The 16,497-nt window shown below is 45.2% G+C and carries 17 protein-coding genes; 11 read left to right on the top strand and 6 right to left on the bottom strand.

Annotated features, from left to right (window positions below):
• Positions 1-24: 24 nt before the first annotated feature.
• The 4 genes from AB5627_RS09605 to AB5627_RS09590 all read right to left on the bottom strand — a co-directional run bounded on the left by AB5627_RS09605 (position 25) and on the right by AB5627_RS09590 (position 2,914).
• Positions 25-270: a hypothetical protein gene (locus AB5627_RS09605; protein WP_195221670.1), complete on the bottom strand. Its 246-nt coding sequence runs from the start codon at positions 268-270 to the stop codon at positions 25-27.
• Between the two features lie 20 nt (positions 271-290).
• The gene (locus AB5627_RS09600) at positions 291-1,694 is read right to left on the bottom strand and encodes a DUF6017 domain-containing protein (RefSeq protein ID WP_276712230.1); all 1,404 of its coding nucleotides are present in this window, start codon (positions 1,692-1,694) and stop codon (positions 291-293) included.
• Between the two features lie 15 nt (positions 1,695-1,709).
• Positions 1,710-1,994 (bottom strand): hypothetical protein, encoded by a 285-nt coding sequence (locus AB5627_RS09595; protein ID WP_195221672.1) that lies wholly within the window; start codon positions 1,992-1,994, stop codon positions 1,710-1,712.
• Positions 1,995-2,638: 644 nt separating this feature from the next.
• Positions 2,639-2,914 carry a hypothetical protein gene (locus AB5627_RS09590; protein ID WP_256321681.1) on the bottom strand — a complete coding sequence of 92 codons (276 nt, stop codon included), beginning with the start codon at positions 2,912-2,914 and terminating at the stop codon, positions 2,639-2,641.
• A 336-nt stretch (positions 2,915-3,250) separates the two neighbouring features.
• Here AB5627_RS09590 and AB5627_RS09585 point away from each other — a divergent pair, with 336 nt between their 5' ends.
• Positions 3,251-3,880 carry a phosphoribosyltransferase gene (locus AB5627_RS09585; RefSeq protein ID WP_022288693.1) on the top strand — a complete coding sequence of 210 codons (630 nt, stop codon included), beginning with the start codon at positions 3,251-3,253 and terminating at the stop codon, positions 3,878-3,880.
• A gap of 244 nt (positions 3,881-4,124) precedes the next feature.
• Here AB5627_RS09585 and AB5627_RS09580 read toward each other — a convergent pair whose 3' ends face one another.
• Positions 4,125-4,676 (bottom strand): TIGR04002 family protein, encoded by a 552-nt coding sequence (locus AB5627_RS09580; protein WP_051706220.1) that lies wholly within the window; start codon positions 4,674-4,676, stop codon positions 4,125-4,127.
• Positions 4,677-5,070: 394 nt separating this feature from the next.
• Positions 5,071-5,505, bottom strand: a complete 435-nt coding sequence (locus AB5627_RS09575) for an Rrf2 family transcriptional regulator (protein WP_022288695.1) — start codon at positions 5,503-5,505, stop codon at positions 5,071-5,073.
• Between the two features lie 204 nt (positions 5,506-5,709).
• Here AB5627_RS09575 and zapA point away from each other — a divergent pair, with 204 nt between their 5' ends.
• The 10 genes from zapA to AB5627_RS09525 all read left to right on the top strand — a co-directional run bounded on the left by zapA (position 5,710) and on the right by AB5627_RS09525 (position 16,415).
• Entirely contained in the window at positions 5,710-6,216 is a 507-nt protein-coding gene (gene zapA / locus AB5627_RS09570; protein ID WP_022288696.1) for a cell division protein ZapA, read from the top strand.
• Positions 6,216-8,288, top strand: a complete 2,073-nt coding sequence (locus AB5627_RS09565; protein ID WP_368369819.1) for a DUF3656 domain-containing protein — start codon at positions 6,216-6,218, stop codon at positions 8,286-8,288. The genes zapA and AB5627_RS09565 overlap by 1 nt, the downstream gene beginning before the upstream one ends.
• 1 nt (position 8,289) lies before the next feature.
• Positions 8,290-8,730: a dUTP diphosphatase gene (dut, locus tag AB5627_RS09560; RefSeq protein ID WP_022288698.1), complete on the top strand. Its 441-nt coding sequence runs from the start codon at positions 8,290-8,292 to the stop codon at positions 8,728-8,730.
• An 18-nt stretch (positions 8,731-8,748) separates the two neighbouring features.
• The gene (locus AB5627_RS09555; RefSeq protein ID WP_195388321.1) at positions 8,749-9,897 is read left to right on the top strand and encodes an amidohydrolase; all 1,149 of its coding nucleotides are present in this window, start codon (positions 8,749-8,751) and stop codon (positions 9,895-9,897) included.
• Positions 9,898-10,722: 825 nt separating this feature from the next.
• A complete protein-coding gene (locus AB5627_RS09550; protein ID WP_278643474.1) occupies positions 10,723-12,786 on the top strand; it encodes a chemotaxis protein CheA in 2,064 nt (687 codons plus the stop codon).
• A gap of 2 nt (positions 12,787-12,788) precedes the next feature.
• Positions 12,789-13,232 carry a chemotaxis protein CheW gene (locus AB5627_RS09545; protein WP_022288702.1) on the top strand — a complete coding sequence of 148 codons (444 nt, stop codon included), beginning with the start codon at positions 12,789-12,791 and terminating at the stop codon, positions 13,230-13,232.
• 25 nt (positions 13,233-13,257) lie between these two features.
• Entirely contained in the window at positions 13,258-14,094 is an 837-nt protein-coding gene (locus AB5627_RS09540) for a protein-glutamate O-methyltransferase CheR (RefSeq protein WP_022288703.1), read from the top strand.
• On the top strand, positions 14,091-15,080 hold the full coding sequence (locus AB5627_RS09535) for a chemotaxis protein CheB (protein WP_368369818.1): 990 nt from the start codon (positions 14,091-14,093) through the stop codon (positions 15,078-15,080). Before AB5627_RS09540 ends, AB5627_RS09535 begins: the two co-directional genes overlap by 4 nt.
• Positions 15,081-15,105: 25 nt before the next feature.
• Positions 15,106-15,570 (top strand): chemotaxis protein CheW, encoded by a 465-nt coding sequence (locus tag AB5627_RS09530; protein WP_181982547.1) that lies wholly within the window; start codon positions 15,106-15,108, stop codon positions 15,568-15,570.
• A gap of 2 nt (positions 15,571-15,572) precedes the next feature.
• Positions 15,573-16,415, top strand: a complete 843-nt coding sequence (locus tag AB5627_RS09525; RefSeq protein WP_278634598.1) for a fumarate hydratase — start codon at positions 15,573-15,575, stop codon at positions 16,413-16,415.
• The last annotated feature ends 82 nt before the right edge of the window (positions 16,416-16,497 follow it).

Here is a 16,497-nt window from a genome sequence, read left to right as displayed (position 1 = left end):
GTAAAACAGGTCGTTTACAGACTTTCAGGCGGCTTCGGGATCTGCGTCCTGCTTATAATAACCGAGCTTTTCCCATACTTGCTTGTCGGGACAGTAATAGCGATACATCTTGCCCTCACCGCAGGGGATAGCATAACCGAAGTCGAGCGCACCCTCACGGAGTCCCTGCTTGAGCGCAGCGACACTGATACCGCTTGTCTGTGCAATCTCGGTAAGAGCGACGTTTCTGCCCGTAAAAGCAGGATTGTCCGCCTTCTTCTTTGCAGCCATAAAAACACCTCCTTTCTCGGTCAGACAGCCACGCCATAGCCGAAATCACGCCTGATCTGTTCGTCAATGTTACGGCTCTCACAACCTTCGTTAAAATGATAAGTCAGTACCTCGTTGTAGAGGGAACTAATGAAATATCTGCGGAAGTCCTTAATATCGTCAATCAAAGCCATTTTTTCAATGACACTTTCGACCATGTAGATATTGGCTTTAAGCATCTTTGACTGAATAACGGTTCTGGGGAATGCTGTACCTCTGAGCGTGGTATAGGGCAGAGGTGAACATATCTCATCAACGATAAAGCCAACGATTTCATCTGCTTCTGCATAACCGTCCCGACCGTCCTGACAGAGCCAGTCACCAAGATGCCAGTAGTCGAGATTCTCCCTGATAACTTCCGTGTAATACTCAACTTCTTCTGCGTTATATCCGTCGGTCACTCTCTCAGCAGATTTTTCAACACCCGAAATGTTGAAAGTTGGCTTTGCCGCCGCAGGAATGATAGAGGATTTATCACTCAGTAATTGATTTTTTTGTATTGAATTGTAAGTATTATATTGTCCCTGATTTTCAGACAGCGGAGTTTCAGCAGGTGGATTGTCCAGATACGGGTTTTCCACCCCCTGTTTTTCGTCCGCAGAAGAAACAGCAGCTTTTGCCTTGCCGCCCTCACGAATCGTGATAGCCTTGCGTCTGGTCTCGGCTTCAAGCTCGTCAGCTTCTTCCTTGCTGACAGGAACATCAAAAAAGCTGTACACATATTCAAAGCAATTATGAACGCTCTCGTTAGACAGGAGCTTTGTACGAACCAGATAGCCCAAGTCAATCAGTTTGTTCACAGCGTTATGCACGGCAGTCTTGCCCTCTTTGCAGATAGCTTTCAGTCCTGACATAGAGAAATTCCAGCTATTCGGCAGAGAAAGAACCTTCATCATAAAGCCGATCAGTTTGTTTCTGATCTTATTGCTCCTGATGAGCTTTGCACTGATAATGGTGAAATTACTGTCCTTCTTTACACGGTTCAGGGTAGCGTTATCTGCTGTGAAAGTCTCCATTTCTATGTCATACTTCGGGATAGAGTCGTCCAGTTCAGAGTATTCATAGAAATCATAGAGATAGCTGATCCTGCCCGTAGGGGACTCATTTGGCATCAGCAAGGTCTTTTTGACATATCCCCATTGCTCCAGTTCAGCAAGCTGAGACTTGATCGCTGTTTCCCCGTCCTCACAGATAGCCACAAGTCCGGCTATCGTGAAATTCCATGAAGGCGGCAAGTCATTGATCTTACCGAGCAGTCCTATCGAATCACAGCCGATATTGGTTGAACGCACAAAGCAGTTGCTTAGAACGGCATAGCCGCCTGACCTATGTACCCGGCAGATCGTATCTGGTATTGTCTTTTTTGCTTTTTTCATCTTGTCCATTTCTCTCACCTCGGCTTACGCTCCGTACACAAATTCCATATTGGATATTCGCAGCTTGTTGACCGCATAGACATGACCATACGGCTTCTGCACCACAAGGAGGAAACCTCTCTTGCACAGCTCATACACAGCGGTACGAAGCTCATCGAAAGTGAACTGCGAAAGCTCACTGTAATGGCGAAGCTCATCGACCGTAACGTAGTCAAAGTCTGAATGGTTAAGCATAGCCGTCAGCAGTTCGTCACAGGCTTTGGCTTCAAAATGGTAATTGAGCAGATTGATCTCAGTAGGGTTCGGCATAGAAAGACCTCCTTGACAAGTTTCATCTGAAATAAAAAAGCTCCTCATCATCCTGTTTGTGTACAGGCTCAGTGAGAAGCGATGTGCAATATTCAATTTTTAGGCATAAAAATAGCGGACAGCACTTCTGTTATGAAACACCGTCCGCTATTGTCCATTATTCAATTTGCTTTGTCAACAGGCTTTCTACCGTTTGTTTTAGGGTTTCTACCAACTTTCTACCAACCTTGACGGCGGTAGGTATCTACCAAGTTTCTACCCAAAATCTTAAATCAGGTAGATTTTTGAGTTTGACGAAATAGCGCGGTTTCTGAGATTTCTACCTCAAAAAGTGACGTAAAATAGAGTTCTAAATGTCTCTTAATGACCACTAAGGGATACTAATGCCGAATAGCGTCAATAATACCATAAAAAGAATACAAGTCAATAAAAAAAGACGTTGTTTTAAGAAACTCATAAGAATTTCCCTCATCTATAAAGACGTGCAATAACAAAAAAAGTTGCAAACAAAAAAAATTTCTCGTACTATCCCGCAGAGGCACCTGATGTTTTTAAACACTCTCGGTGCAAACAGCATTCACCAATACAGATTGTAACAAATCACCCCAACAAAAAAAGGGCAGCCCACGCCGCCCTAATATGTATTATTTTTTCTTAGCCATAAGCCCTATCATTATAAGCACTACCACCGCACCGCCGCCGATACAGCCGAAAAGCACCCAATCGGTCTCAGTGTTCTGGGTGGAGTTTTTCTGCGCCTTGATAACCTCCTGCTCCGCCATAGCCTCCGCCGCAGAGCTTTCCGTCACAATGGAGCTGTCCTCCGTCTGAGGGCTGTCCGCATACACCGCCCACGGTATTATCATCATAAGCGACATCACAGCCGCTCCAAGCCCCGACAAAAGCTTTCTTGTCCTCATATAAAAAGACCTCCTCCGATACGCCATTTATCAACAGCAAAGCTTTATCACAGAGCTGCTCAAAGTTTTCCTCATTCAATTATACACATTTTCCAATAAAATTACAAGCAGAATTTTGTACAAATCATACATTCGTTTACACAACAATATACACAACACCTCACGAATTACAAATAAATCGCTGTAAATTTTGATTTATCAGTTTATTAATTGTGTATTGTCACAAAAATATATAGCAAAATTCATCAAAAATAGCATTGAAAATCTTGTTCATATGTGATATAATAACGAATAGCAACATACTGTTCACACTTTACTTGTAAGGAGGTCTTTATTTTGGAAGAACGTATGCAAATTATACAGGCAGCAGGCAACAGCAAGATACAGATAGGCGTTATACCGGGTCACTATGCAACTAACCACTCGCATATCAATTATTATGTAGATATAACATCTCTTAAAACTGGTTATAAAATGGCAAAGGAAGCCGCAAAGGCATTGGCAGCCACCTATGTTTCAACACATATCGACACTATCATATGCCTTGAAGGCACAGAGATCATCGGTGCCTTTCTCGCTGAAAGCCTTGGCGAAAGCGGCATAAACAGCGGTGCAGACGTAAATGTAGTAACGCCTGAGCTAAACGCTGTAAATCAGATGATATTCAGAGATAACACTCAGAAGAAGATATGGGGCAAACAGGTGCTTCTGCTTATCGCTTCCGTTTCAACTGGAAAGAGCATAAACAGAGCAATGGACTGTCTGAAATACTATAACGGCAACCTTGTAGGAATAGCTTCCATATTCTCCGCTATCAAAGAGAACAACGGCACTGCTATCCACGCCCTTTTCACAGAAAAGGATCTGCCTGATTACATGACATATACATCATCAGAATGCCCAATGTGCAAATCAGGACAGAAGGTCGACGCTTTGGTAAACAGCTTCGGCTATTCAAAGATATAGCTTGTAACTTCATTCTCCATAAAAATAACGTTAAAGGGACGGAATTTGACTTCCGTCCCTTTTTCTTTTGCCAAAATGTCAAATCAACGGGCGAACACTGTTCGCCCCTACATACAAACAGCGTATTTACGTCGTTTGTAGGAAATTGAGGCGTCACGCTTGTTTGAGCCTTTTTTTCTTTTGCAAATAATGTGTAGGGGCGACCTGAGGTCGCCCGCTTTGTTTCACCGCTATGACGTCTACTTTAACCAAACAAATGTGAAAACTTCTTTTTAAGCCCAGCCTTGTCAAAACCAAGACCAAGCACTATATAAAGTATCGAGCTTGCAAGCACCTGTATGCAGTAAGCAGGAGTCTGACCGAAAGCCGAGATTATTGCGCTCTTTGAAAAACCGCCTGCCATAAAAATTCCCTCATAAAGACTGTAGCATACCACGCATATAACAAGTGCAGGGATAATTCCAAGCAGATTTCTCACGCAGATTATTTTCTCTGTCTTTCTTGAAAAGCAAAGGGCAGTTATAGCCTTTATAACGATAGTTCCAGGGAGCCATACCACAAATCCTGAAAGTCCGTCTGCAAGACCTGCTCCGATAGCGCCTGCCGCCATTGCATAAGGTGTAGGAAGCATCGAAGCCGCAAGATAAATAAGTCCGTCACCTGCGTGTGTGTAGCCTGCACCCGTAGGAATGTGAAGCCATGCCGTAAGAACATATATCATTGCCGCAAAAAGACCTGTCACACAAATAAGCTGAATATGCTTTGTTGAATTTTTTACCTGAACTGTTGTACTCATTATTATCACTCCAATTTAATTTCTATCCTTATTTTATACCTCCAGACTATGATTTGCAAATGCCTCAGTTTCGCACTTTTTCCACCGTAGATTGTATCTTTTGCACAATCCAAAAGTCCTATCCCAACATCACATTTGTGCATCAAAGCAATACAATATCCCACAATAATTTTACAATAACATGACAAAATCAATTATGCACAAAACCAAGCTGTCATATAGGCTTTCTTTTGTGCTATAGGTAGAAGATAAAAAGGCGTAAAAAAAGAGCGGTCATAGTCAAGACCACTCCACTTTGCAAAACATAAATCATCAAATTGTAGGGGACGGCGCCCCCGACGTCCCGATACTTCTTTTCCCTTAAATGTTACCGAGAAATCACAAGCCCTAATACCTAGATAACGTAATCATCTATCCTTGCATTTTCCTGATTTACAAGGTCCTGCAAGGTAATGCCGTCAACAACACCATTTATAGCACCGTAAAGCTTTTTCCATACCGTCAGCGTTGCACAGCAGTCCTGACGTGGACAGGTATTTTCTTCCCCCTCCAGACAAGCCACAGGAGCAAGACTTCCCTCTGTGAGCCGAAGTATCATTCCCACAGTGTATTCCGCAGGCGTTTTTGCCAGCTTGTATCCGCCCCCTGCACCACGAACGCTCTTTACAAAGCCCGCTCTTGCAAGAATGGATATTATCTGTTCAAGATACTTGTCGCTGATGTCTTGTCTTTCAGCGATCACTTTGATAGGCACATATCCGCTCTGCTCATGTAAAGCAAGGTCAAGCATAAGCCTCAGTGCATATCTTCCCTTTGTGGATATTTTCATCAGCGTCAGATCCTTTCATAAATCCTATAGAAAATCTATGATTAATTATATATCATATTTGTAAAAATGTCAAGCAAAAACCACCGCAAAGGGCGTATTTACAAAAAACTTCTTTTTACCCTCTTTATTTTTCTCAAAAAGTAGTGTATAATACAATTAAGTATACAAGTTCACAGTAAAGAAAATAAAGGGAGGTCAAAAGCTATGAAAAACAAGCTTAAAGTAAATATTTATAACCGTACATACAATCTGCTTTCCGAAGAGTCGCAGGAGTATACCAATAAACTTGCGTTGGTGATAAATTCAAAGATAAAAGGCATGATGAAAGCTATCCCGAGCCTTTCCGTTCAGGACGCCGCAGTGCTGACAGCACTTGATTGTCTTGACGAGCTTAGCAAGGCAAATCAGAATATCGAAAATATCCGCACCCAGATAAAGGACTATGTTGACGACGCAGGCAGAGCAAGAAGCCAGGCTGACGAAGCTCAGAAAGAAATAAGAGAGCTTCAGGCAAAAGTCCATGACCTTGAAGAACAGCTCGAAGCACGCACAGTTGTAAAAAGAGAGCCTGAGGACGAAGTTATAAACGCAAACGAGCTTCTTTCGCAGGAGATAAAGAACGCTATCGAAAGACCTGTCCACCCTAATCAGCCTAACAACGGCAATTTTGTCGGCACAGTGAATTACAGACCCGAGGGAGGAAGCCATTAATGGCTCACAAAGCTGAGATACTTGCCCCCTGCGGTTCTTTTGAAACTCTCGAAGCCGCCCTTAGAAGCGGCTGTGACGCAGTTTATCTCGGGGGAGAGAAATTCTCCGCCAGACAAAATGCCGCCAATTTCACAGATGAACAGCTAAAAGAAGCCGTAAGGCTCTGTCACCTGCGAGGTGTAAAGGTCTATCAGGCGATAAACACTGTTGTCTTTGACGAACAGCTCGAAGAGTGCAAAAAAGCCGTCAAATTTGCCGCAGAAATTGGCGTTGACGGACTTATCACCCAAGACCTGGCCCTTGTGAAAATATGCCGTGAATGTTGCCCCGACCTTGAATATCACGCCTCCACCCAAATGACCATTCACAGCGAAAGCGGTGTGAAAATGGCTAAAAAGCTCGGCTTTTCAAGAGCCGTCCTGTCAAGAGAGCTTCCCGAGCATACCATAAAAGACCTCACCGCCCTTGGCATCGAAACAGAGGTCTTTGTACACGGCGCACTTTGTATGTCCGTGTCAGGTCAGTGCTATATGAGTGCGTTGATAGGTTCGAGAAGTGCCAACAGGGGACTTTGTGCACAAGCGTGCAGACTTCCCGCGCAAGGGGATAAGATAACAAAGGGGCAGGAGCGTTACGCCCTCTCTCTGAAAGATATGTCCTATGTTGATAAGCTCCAAAGACTCGAAAAGGACGGAGTTTCCTCTCTTAAAATAGAGGGCAGAATGAAGCGCCCCGAATATGTTGCGGCGGCAGTGAACTGCTGTAAAAATTCTCTCGAAAACAAGCCTTATGACCTGAAAGTCCTTGAAGCTGTCTTTTCCCGCGGTGGCTTTACAGACGGATATTACAATGGCAGATTAGGCAGAGAAATGTTTGGCACAAGGCAGAAAGAGGACGTTTCCGCCACCGCCAAAATTCTTCCCGAACTTCATGAGCTTTACCGCAGATGTGAAAAGCGCACAAAAGCCTTTTTCACCATAAAGCTTCAGGAAAGTTCTCCGGCGGAGCTTTCTCTCCGTGACAGCGAGGGAAACACCGTGACCGTTTACGGCGATATACCACAAAAAGCCTTGAAAAAGGCATGCGACAGCGACTATGTAAAAAAACAGCTCTCCAAGCTTGGGGACACCATATACGAGTTCGGAGGACTTGAAGCCGCCATAGGCAAAGACCTTGCCTATCCAGCTTCCGCACTTAATGACCTAAGACGGCAGGCGGTAGAAAAGCTTGACCAGAAGCGTATAGACTTTTTCACCCATACCGCCGATTTTACCGACAAAGCACTTGCCGATCTTCCTACCCTGCCAAAAGCCTATGAACACAAAAAGATCCGCATAATGCTCTCAAAGCTCTCTCAGCTTGAGGGTGTTGACCTTGACAAAGCAGAGCTTGTGGGCGTGCCAATAGAGATAGCGTCAGAAGCGGTAAAGATCGTGTCCGACAAAAGCAAGCTTATGATAATAATGCCACGCTTCACATTCGACGAGAAAGCCCTATGTGAAAAGCTTTCAGCCGCAAAAGAAGCAGGCATAACAAAAATGCTCGCCATGAATATCGGCCACTGCCTTATTGCGAATGACCTTGGCTTTGAGCTTCACGCAGGCTATTCATTCAATCTCTGCAACTCAGCCGCATTGGACGAGGTAAAAAAACTTGGTGCAAAAGACTGCACAGTGTCCTTTGAGCTTAAAGCGTCGCAGATAGAAAAGTTAAAGAAGCCCATCGAGATAGGCTTTGTGGCATACGGCAGACTTCCCCTTATGCTCACAGCAAACTGTCCTATAAGAAACGATATAGGCTGTAAAAACTGCAAGGGCAAGCTTTTTGACCGCACAGGCAGAGAGTTTCCGGTGAGATGTCCAAAGGGCAGAGATTGCGCAGAGATACTAAATTCCGATATTTTGTATCTTGCAGACAAGCTGACGGATTTTGACAATGCCGACTATATGGAGCTTCACTTCTATGAGGAGAACGCCCACAGGATAAACGAAATAATAAAAGCCTACAGTGGCGAAAGGGGCGCAAAGCCTGAAAACGCCACCAACGGATTATACTACAGAGGAGTTTTATAAAATGAGATTACTTATAAAAAAGCTTAAGGAAAATGCAGTTATCCCTGCAAGACAAACAGAATTTAGCGCAGGCTATGACCTTTGTGCCTGCACAGACGCACCCGTAACCATAAAAGCAGGTCAGACCGAGAAAATACACACAGGCATATCAGCCGAGGTTCAGGGTGAGAAAAACTGCGTTCTTCTTATCTATGCAAGAAGCTCACTGGCATCAAAGTTCGGCATTGCCCCTGCAAACTGCGTTGGCGTTGTTGATTGGGACTACAGAGGCGAGATAATCTGCGCTCTCCACAACAGTTCAGACAAGGACTACACCATAAACAGTGGCGACAGGATCGCACAGCTTGTGATAACCCCTGTTTTCACTCCCGAAGTAGAGGAAGTAACAGAGCTTTCCGATACAGAACGTGGCGCAGGCGGCTTTGGCTCAACAGGCAAATAAGAATGGTGAAAACTGCATATGAAAATTTACAACGTTAAAATAAAGACCATGGACAGCGACAGACGTGTTATTGAAAACGGCTGGGTGGAGATAACAGACGGCATTATTTCCGCTGTAGAAAGTGGCTCTCCCGAAGCTGTCACAGCCGAAGACATAGACGGCAACGGCAGAACAGTTTACCCTGGTTTTATCGACATTCACACACATCTTGGACTATCCACAAGCGGCGTAGGCATGGAGGGCGAGGATTTCAACGAGGAATCTGAACCATGCACAGCACATATCCGCATTGTTGACGGCATAAACCCCATCGACTATTCCTTTGAGCTTGCAAGAAAAGCAGGCGTAACATGCTGTCTTGTATCCCCAGGCTCAGCAAACCCTGTTGCAGGCAGTATTGCGGCAGTAAAAACCTATGGCAAGCGAATAGATAAAATGCTTGTAGGCACAGTTGGAATGAAATTCTCAATGGGTGAAAACCCTAAACTCACCTATTCTGACAAAGAGGACGCCCCCTACACCCGAATGGCAGTGGCAGGCATAATAAGAGAAGCACTTATAAAGGCGCAGAAATACGGTGAAGCGGTCGAGCGTGCAATGGGAAGCGAGGAGGATATGCCGGAGTTTGACATGAAGTCGGAGGCTCTGCTCCCTGTTCTCAGAGGTGAAGTCAAGGCGCATTTTCACTGTCACAGGGCGGACGATATTTTCACCGCCATAAGGATAGCGAAAGAATTTGAGCTTGACTATGTGCTTATACACTGCACTGACGGTCATATCATAGCTGACGAGCTTGCAGAGGAAGAAGCAAGCTGTGTGATAGGTCCTGTAATATGCGACAGGTGCAAGCCTGAAATGGCAAATCTTACCCCGGCAAACGCAGGCATACTTTCTTCTCACGGCATAAAGGTAGCAATCTGCACCGACCACGCAGAAGTGCCGATAGAATATCTGCCCTTGTCAGCGGCTATTGCAGTAAAAAACGGTCTTGACTATGAAAAGGGCATAGAAGCTATCACCTGCACAGCGGCAGAGATAGCAGGCATATCCGACCGGGTAGGCTCTGTAAAGACAGGGCTTGACGCAGACCTCACCCTATTCAGCGGCGACCCCCTTGATGTAATGGTATCACCTGACATGGTGATATGCGGTGGAAAAATAATTTGATATGATACCAATGCGGAACGGTTTTCGTTTCGCATTTTTTATTTGCGGTATCCGCAATTTATCATTTTTTTAACCATGTAGGGGCTGGCGCCCTCGACAGCCCGCACCTGTTTGCCTGTCCAATCCTGCGGTAACCATACAAAGTTCGGCACGTTGTTTCAAAATGCCATACGACACATATACACAATATTGCGAAACATAACCACTAAAAATTATTGCACAAACCCCGATAACCCCACAAATGGCGGTAGGGGCGAACAGCGTTCGCCCGCCTTTATTCGCCTACATGGTTTGTACAAATTCAACCCCCGCAACTCCTCGAAACGGGACGTCGTATTTCTGCAAAGCAGAAATTGCGCTGCTCCCCTACAGGTATTCGGGCAAGTTTCTGCGCCGCAAAATCGCTCCGCTCTTTGCGGATATACGTTTTGCTTTGGGATAGAATAGCGGTGCAGATTGTGTTACTCCGATATTTCTTTTGTCTGATATCTTATTTCTATATGCTTTTAATACTACAATCTGCACCTAGTCGGCTATCGCCGAATGAGGCTCTGCCTCATACTCCGCTAGGGGCTTTGCCCCTAGACCCCACAAGCCCTCCAGCGCCGAGCTTGAGCGTGCGCTTTATCTCTCGCTTCGCTCGGTGCTTGGGGGCAGCTTTGCTCATTCCTCATTCCTAATTCCTCATTCCTAATTCCTAACTCCTCACTTGATCGTTTCTTTTACTTAAAATGCACAAAAATGCTTGAAAAATATCAAAAAATTTGCTATAATATTATTGATTATATCCGTATGCTTCAACAGCACCGAAAGGGAGTGACTTTTTTGCCGAAATTTGAAAGCGGTATGGAAAATATGGCGGATATGTTCGTCTTTGAAACAGGCGACCTTCTGGAAAAGTTGGACGAGATCCTTATGCGCACCGAGCAGGAAGACTCTATCTCCTCCGATGATATCAACGAGATATTCCGTACCATGCACACTATTAAAGGCTCTGCCGCCATGATGAGTATGCACAATATGTCTACCCTTGCCCACTCAGTTGAGGATCTCTTCTACATTATCCGTGAAGACCCTACTGTGAAATATGACAAGCCTGCTCTCTATGAGCTTCTTTTCTCGGCTTCTGATAATCTTAAATCTGAGCTTGATTCACTCTATGACGACGCACCGCTCACCGATTTTTCAGAGCTTGAAAATAAGATACACGCCTTTGCTGCCACCATGAAAGGTCAGCCTGCCACAGATAGTTCCGATACTTCCTCAGCCGATACCGACACCTATGAGGGACTTTTCCCTGATGATGAAAAAGAGGGCGTTCTCACCTATAAGGTCACATATTCCGAAAGCTGTGCAATGCCTGATATGCGTGCATTGGTGCTTTTGCGTGCTTTAGGTAAAATGTGCGAGGTAATAAAAACTTTCCCTGAGGATCTTGACGCCGACAATGCAGGGGACGAGATATCCAAAAAGGGACTTTACATAAAGCTTATCACCGATGACCCGAATGGCGTTCTTGACCTTATGAAAAACGCCGTGAACGTTGACAAAGCCGAGCAGGTGAAAAAGCCTGAGCAACCTGCTAACGCAGCCAAAAAACCTCAGCCTGCCCAAAAGTCTGCTCCAGAAAAGTCAGCCCCAAAGCCTGCTCAGCCTGCAAATGCAGTCCCCAAAAAGCATGCCGAAAAGCATGAGCAGTCCATGATATCCGTCAAGCTCGATAAGCTCAACAGACTTCTTGACCTTGTGGCTGAGATCGTTATAACCGAAGGTTCTGTTATCTCCTCTCCAGACCTAAAAAAAGCCGAGATAAACCTTGACCGCTTCAATAAATCCTCCCGTGAGCTGAAAAAGCTTACCGATGAGCTTCAGGACGTTGTAATGTCCATACGAATGGTGCCTGTTTCCACAGCATTTCAGAAGATGAACCGTGTTGTCAGGGATATGAACCAAAAGCTCAAAAAGAACGTTACTCTTGTGTTTGAAGGGCAGGAAACGGAAGTGGATAAATCTATCGTAGATATCCTCAATGACCCCCTTATGCACATTGTGAGAAACGCAGTTGACCACGGCATAGAAGACCCCGAAGTCCGTGCAAAAGCAGGCAAGACTGAGCCTGCCACAGTTACTCTAAGCGCAGGCTATGACTCCAACGAAGTGGTCATCTCCTGCCGTGACAACGGTGCAGGAATGGATACCGCAAAGCTTATGGCGAAAGCCAAGAAAAACGGTATGCTCACAAAGCCTGAGAATGAATATACCGACAAAGAGATATTCAATTTTGTTGTGGCCGCAGGCTTTTCCACCAATGATAAAATAACCGAATATTCAGGCAGAGGCGTGGGAATGGACGTTGTAAAGAAAAACCTTGAGAAAGTCGGCGGAAAGCTCTATGTTGACTCCAAGTTTGGCGAAGGCTCTGTCTTTACTATAAGGATACCACTTTCTCTGTCTATCCTTGACGTTTTAAGCGTTGACGTAGGGGGCGAGAATTTCTCTCTGCCTGTTTCCGCAGTTTCCGAAGCTTTCTCCTGCAAAGCCGAAAGCTTTATCACCGACCCCGAGGGCAACGAGTTTATAATGCTCCGTGAAAAATGTCTGCCTCTTATCAGAATGAGCGACCATTTTGATATACCAAATGCCGAAAAGGACGTAACAAAGGGCATAATGCTCTGTTGTAAAGACGGTGGCAAGGAAGCCGTCCTCATGGCAGACAGGATAACAGTTGACCAGCAGGTGGTAGTAAAACCGTTCTCACCACTCCTTGACGCCTATCCCCTCAAAGAATCAGGCATGGCAGGCTGTTCGGTCCTCGGTGACGGCAGTATAACCATAATACTGGATATGAAAGAATTTCTCGGCAATTATGACTTCCGAAAGGGTGAATAAAGATGTCAGAACAGGATATAAACGAATTTTGTCAGAAGGGCGGAAAAATACTCTCCTTTGTTTCTGATGAAAAATATTACGCCTTTGAGGTAAAAGATGTCACCGATATAATAGGGCTTCTCCCCGTCACAAGGCTCCCGAAAACACCAAAGTTCATAAAAGGCGTTATAAATCTGCGAGGAAAAGCCGTTCCCGTGATAGATCTCCGCCTGCGCCTTGGACTGCCCGAAGGGGAGTATGACAACAGAAGCAGTACCATAGTGATAGAAGTCGGCTCAAATCAGGCTGGCATAATATGCGATAAGGTCTTGGACGTTGAGGATATCCTCCCCCAGCAGACCGCCGTGTCGCCCGTAAAAAACAGCCTTGTAAAATGCTTTATAAACGCAAACAACAAAAACATATCCCTGCTTGACCCTGATATTCTGGTCAGAACAAACAGGTAAAACATAATAACAAGGAGGAAGAGGAATGCTGTCACGTCTTGAGATCTCTCAGTCAGACTTTGACGAGCTTACTGCATTCATAAAAGAAAAATACGGTCTTGACCTTGCAAGGAAAAAGTCTATCGTTGAAAGCAGGCTGAGCAACTATGTATTGGACTGCGGTTTCAACAGCTTTTCAGAATATCTCAGCGCCGTCTACAGCGATGAAACAGGCAGAGAAACTGCCAACCTTATAAACCGCCTTACTACCAACCATACATATTTCATGCGTGAAACGGACCATTTCCAACACTTCATGGAGAAATTTCTCCCCTATGCCGAAAAAAACGTCCTCGATCATGATATGCGTATATGGAGTGCAGGCTGCTCATTCGGCAACGAGCCATATAATCTTGCCATGTGTATGGACGATTATTTCGGCTTTGATCGCCGTTTCTGGGACTTGAAAATACTTGCCACGGATATCTCCCTTAACGCACTGCGTTCTGCCAAAAACGGCATTTATACCAGTATGTCCATAAAGAATATCCCCGAAGATTGGCGTAAAAAATATTTTCACCCATATTCAAACACAAAGGATCTCTGGCAGGTCAGCGATACAATAAGGCAGAATGTTGAGTTTCGCTACCACAATCTTATGGATGATTTCACTTTCAAAAAGAAATTCGACCTTATCGTCTGCCGTAACGTCATGATATATTTTGACGACGATACAAAAGCCGAGATATGCAGAAAATTCTATGATGCAATGGAGGAGGGCGGCTATTTCTATATCGGTCACGCAGAATCAGTGCCGAAGTATATGCCTTTTGTAAAAGTTGCCCCTGCAATATACCGCAAGCTGGGAGGGGATAAAAAATGACGCCTCTCTTTCTTGTGATAACCGAAAACAAAGCCTTTGCACAGCTTTGCAGAAAGGCCCTTACAAACGCAGGCTTCCAAAGCTCAAAGCTCGCCTCAGCCTGCCTTAGCAACGGCAGAAAAAGCGTCACCGCCCTTTCTCCCGACTATGTTCTTCTCGACGGTGATTGCCAAGACAATATGGACGACTACATCATAAGCCTTGCCCCACGATATTCTGTGCCTATAATCTATCTTACCATTCAGCATAACAATAAATATCCCATGATGCAGGCAGGTGCCATAGACGTCGTATATAAACCTGACGGCACTCCGTCTGATAACGAGCGTTTTCAGAAACGCTTTGCCGAAAGCATACAGCGCCTTGAAAAAGCAAGAGCTAATTCTGTTGTGCATATACCTGCCATAAATACCTCCAGAATAATAGCCATAGGCGGTTCAACAGGCTCAACGGAAGCCCTGAAAGCTATCCTTAAAGACCTCCGCCACGACCTGCCCCCTATAGTGGCAGTCCTGCATATGCCTGCAGGCTATACAAGGATATATGCCGAACAGCTATGCACCGAAACCGGTCACAACGTTGTGGAAGCCAAAAGCGGTCTGTATCTCAGCCAAGGCATGGTGGTAATAGCGCAGGGCGGTCAGCACCTTAGATTGTTCAAGGATAAAAAAGGCTATTTTGTCACCTCTGAAGCAGGTATAAAGGTTTCAGGTCACTGTCCGTCAGTTGACGTGCTTTTTGACTCTGTGGCATACAGCGCAAAGCGTAACGCTATAGGCGTTATCCTCACCGGCATGGGCTGTGACGGTGCAAAGGGTATGCTCAACATGAAGAAAATGGGAGCATATAATATCGGACAGGACGCAGAAAGCTCCATAGTCTATGGTATGCCCAAAGCCGCATATGAAAACGGCTCAGTGTCAAAGCAGTGTCCACTTGACAAGATAGCACAGGAGATACATTATCGCATCGACAGCGGCTTATGATAAAATATAACAAGGAGGGATAGCTGTGGAAAACAGCAGATATCTCATTTTCACCTCAGCAGGGCGAAGCTTTTCACTGCCCTTTGAAGATATAAAAATAATCATAGCGGCGCAGACCCCAACTCCCGTGCCTGATTTTCCCGACTATGTGCCGGGAACAGTGGTGAACGAGGGCGAGGTAGTGCCTGTCATAGACCTGCGCAGACGTTTCCACTATGAGCCAAAAGAGATCTCCGACAGAGATTGCATAATAATCACAATGGGCGAAGAAGTTTCCGTAGGGCTTTTGTGCGACAGCGTAACAGGCTTCACGGATATCCCCGAGGATAAGCTGTGTAAAGCCCCAAACGTCAACGAAGAAGCCTGCGCAGATTTTCTAAAAGGAGAATTTCTTCTGGAGGGCAAGCCATGCTATGTCCTTGACAGCGAAAAAGTAATAAAGCTCAGCGACCGTGAAAAGGTAGCAAATACAGAGCGAAAGGATAAATAAAAATGAGAGAGATAAACGTTTCAGAAGTAGAAGAACTTGTAAGAGATCTGTGCATAAAAGCCAATCTGTATCTTCCTGAGGATATGGAAAGCTGTATAGAGTGCAACGCCAGGGAAGAGCAGTCCCCGGTGGGAAAGAACGTCTTTGCTGATATCCTTGACAATATGAGAGTAGCAAGAGAAGAAACTATCCCTATCTGTCAGGACACAGGCATGGCAGTTATCTTCATGACCATAGGACAGGACGTGCATTTTGTAGGCGGTTCTCTGAATGAAGCCATAAATAAAGGCGTAGCAAGAGGCTATACAGAGGGCAGACTGCGCTGTTCTATAGTATCCGACCCATTGGAAAGAGTAAACACAGGGGATAATACACCGCCTGTTGTGCATCTTAAAATAGCAGAGGGCGAAAAGGTAGAAATAATGGTGGCACCAAAGGGCTTTGGCAGCGAAAATATGTCACAGCTTAAAATGATGACCCCGTCAGTTACCGAGGACGAGATAGTGGATTGGGTAGTGTCAGTATGTGCAAAAGCAGGTTCTAACCCATGTCCGCCAATAGTCATAGGCGTAGGCATAGGCGGCGACTTTGAGAAGTGCGCATACCTTGCAAAGAAAGCACTGTGCAGAAGCGTATCAAAGAGAAATCCAAAGGAACGTTATGCAAAGCTTGAAGCGAAAATGCTGGAGAAGATAAATCTCCTTGGCATAGGACCACAAGGCTTTGGCGGCACACAGACCTGCCTTGCAGTAAATATAGAAGAAGCACCGACCCATATCGCAGGCCTGCCGGTGTCAGTGAACGTAGGCTGTCATGTGACAAGACACGCAAGCGGAGAGATATGAGGGCATAATGTGGAGACGAACAGTGTTCACCCGCCTTTTCCACAGCACGCACATCTTATTATTCATCAAACAAGCTCCTACA

Source organism: Ruminococcus sp. RTP21198st1_G1_RTP21198_201120 (assembly GCF_040924265.1).
Taxonomy (GTDB): Bacteria; Bacillota; Clostridia; order Oscillospirales; family Ruminococcaceae; genus Hominimerdicola; species Hominimerdicola aceti.
Note: the sequence above shows the minus strand (reverse complement) of the source record. Positions and strands in the feature narration are given on the sequence as shown.

Coding starts and splice junctions, on each gene's coding strand:
- AB5627_RS09605 (WP_195221670.1), bottom strand. CDS start 270: ATGGCTGCAAAGAAGAAGGCGGACAATCCTGCTTTTACGGGCAGAAAC.
- AB5627_RS09600 (WP_276712230.1), bottom strand. CDS start 1,694: ATGGACAAGATGAAAAAAGCAAAAAAGACAATACCAGATACGATCTGC.
- AB5627_RS09595 (WP_195221672.1), bottom strand. CDS start 1,994: ATGCCGAACCCTACTGAGATCAATCTGCTCAATTACCATTTTGAAGCC.
- AB5627_RS09590 (WP_256321681.1), bottom strand. CDS start 2,914: ATGAGGACAAGAAAGCTTTTGTCGGGGCTTGGAGCGGCTGTGATGTCG.
- AB5627_RS09580 (WP_051706220.1), bottom strand. CDS start 4,676: ATGAGTACAACAGTTCAGGTAAAAAATTCAACAAAGCATATTCAGCTT.
- AB5627_RS09575 (WP_022288695.1), bottom strand. CDS start 5,505: ATGAAAATATCCACAAAGGGAAGATATGCACTGAGGCTTATGCTTGAC.
- zapA (WP_022288696.1), top strand. CDS start 5,710: ATGAAAAACAAGCTTAAAGTAAATATTTATAACCGTACATACAATCTG.
- AB5627_RS09565 (WP_368369819.1), top strand. CDS start 6,216: ATGGCTCACAAAGCTGAGATACTTGCCCCCTGCGGTTCTTTTGAAACT.
- dut (WP_022288698.1), top strand. CDS start 8,290: ATGAGATTACTTATAAAAAAGCTTAAGGAAAATGCAGTTATCCCTGCA.
- AB5627_RS09555 (WP_195388321.1), top strand. CDS start 8,749: ATGAAAATTTACAACGTTAAAATAAAGACCATGGACAGCGACAGACGT.
- AB5627_RS09545 (WP_022288702.1), top strand. CDS start 12,789: ATGTCAGAACAGGATATAAACGAATTTTGTCAGAAGGGCGGAAAAATA.
- AB5627_RS09540 (WP_022288703.1), top strand. CDS start 13,258: ATGCTGTCACGTCTTGAGATCTCTCAGTCAGACTTTGACGAGCTTACT.
- AB5627_RS09535 (WP_368369818.1), top strand. CDS start 14,091: ATGACGCCTCTCTTTCTTGTGATAACCGAAAACAAAGCCTTTGCACAG.
- AB5627_RS09525 (WP_278634598.1), top strand. CDS start 15,573: ATGAGAGAGATAAACGTTTCAGAAGTAGAAGAACTTGTAAGAGATCTG.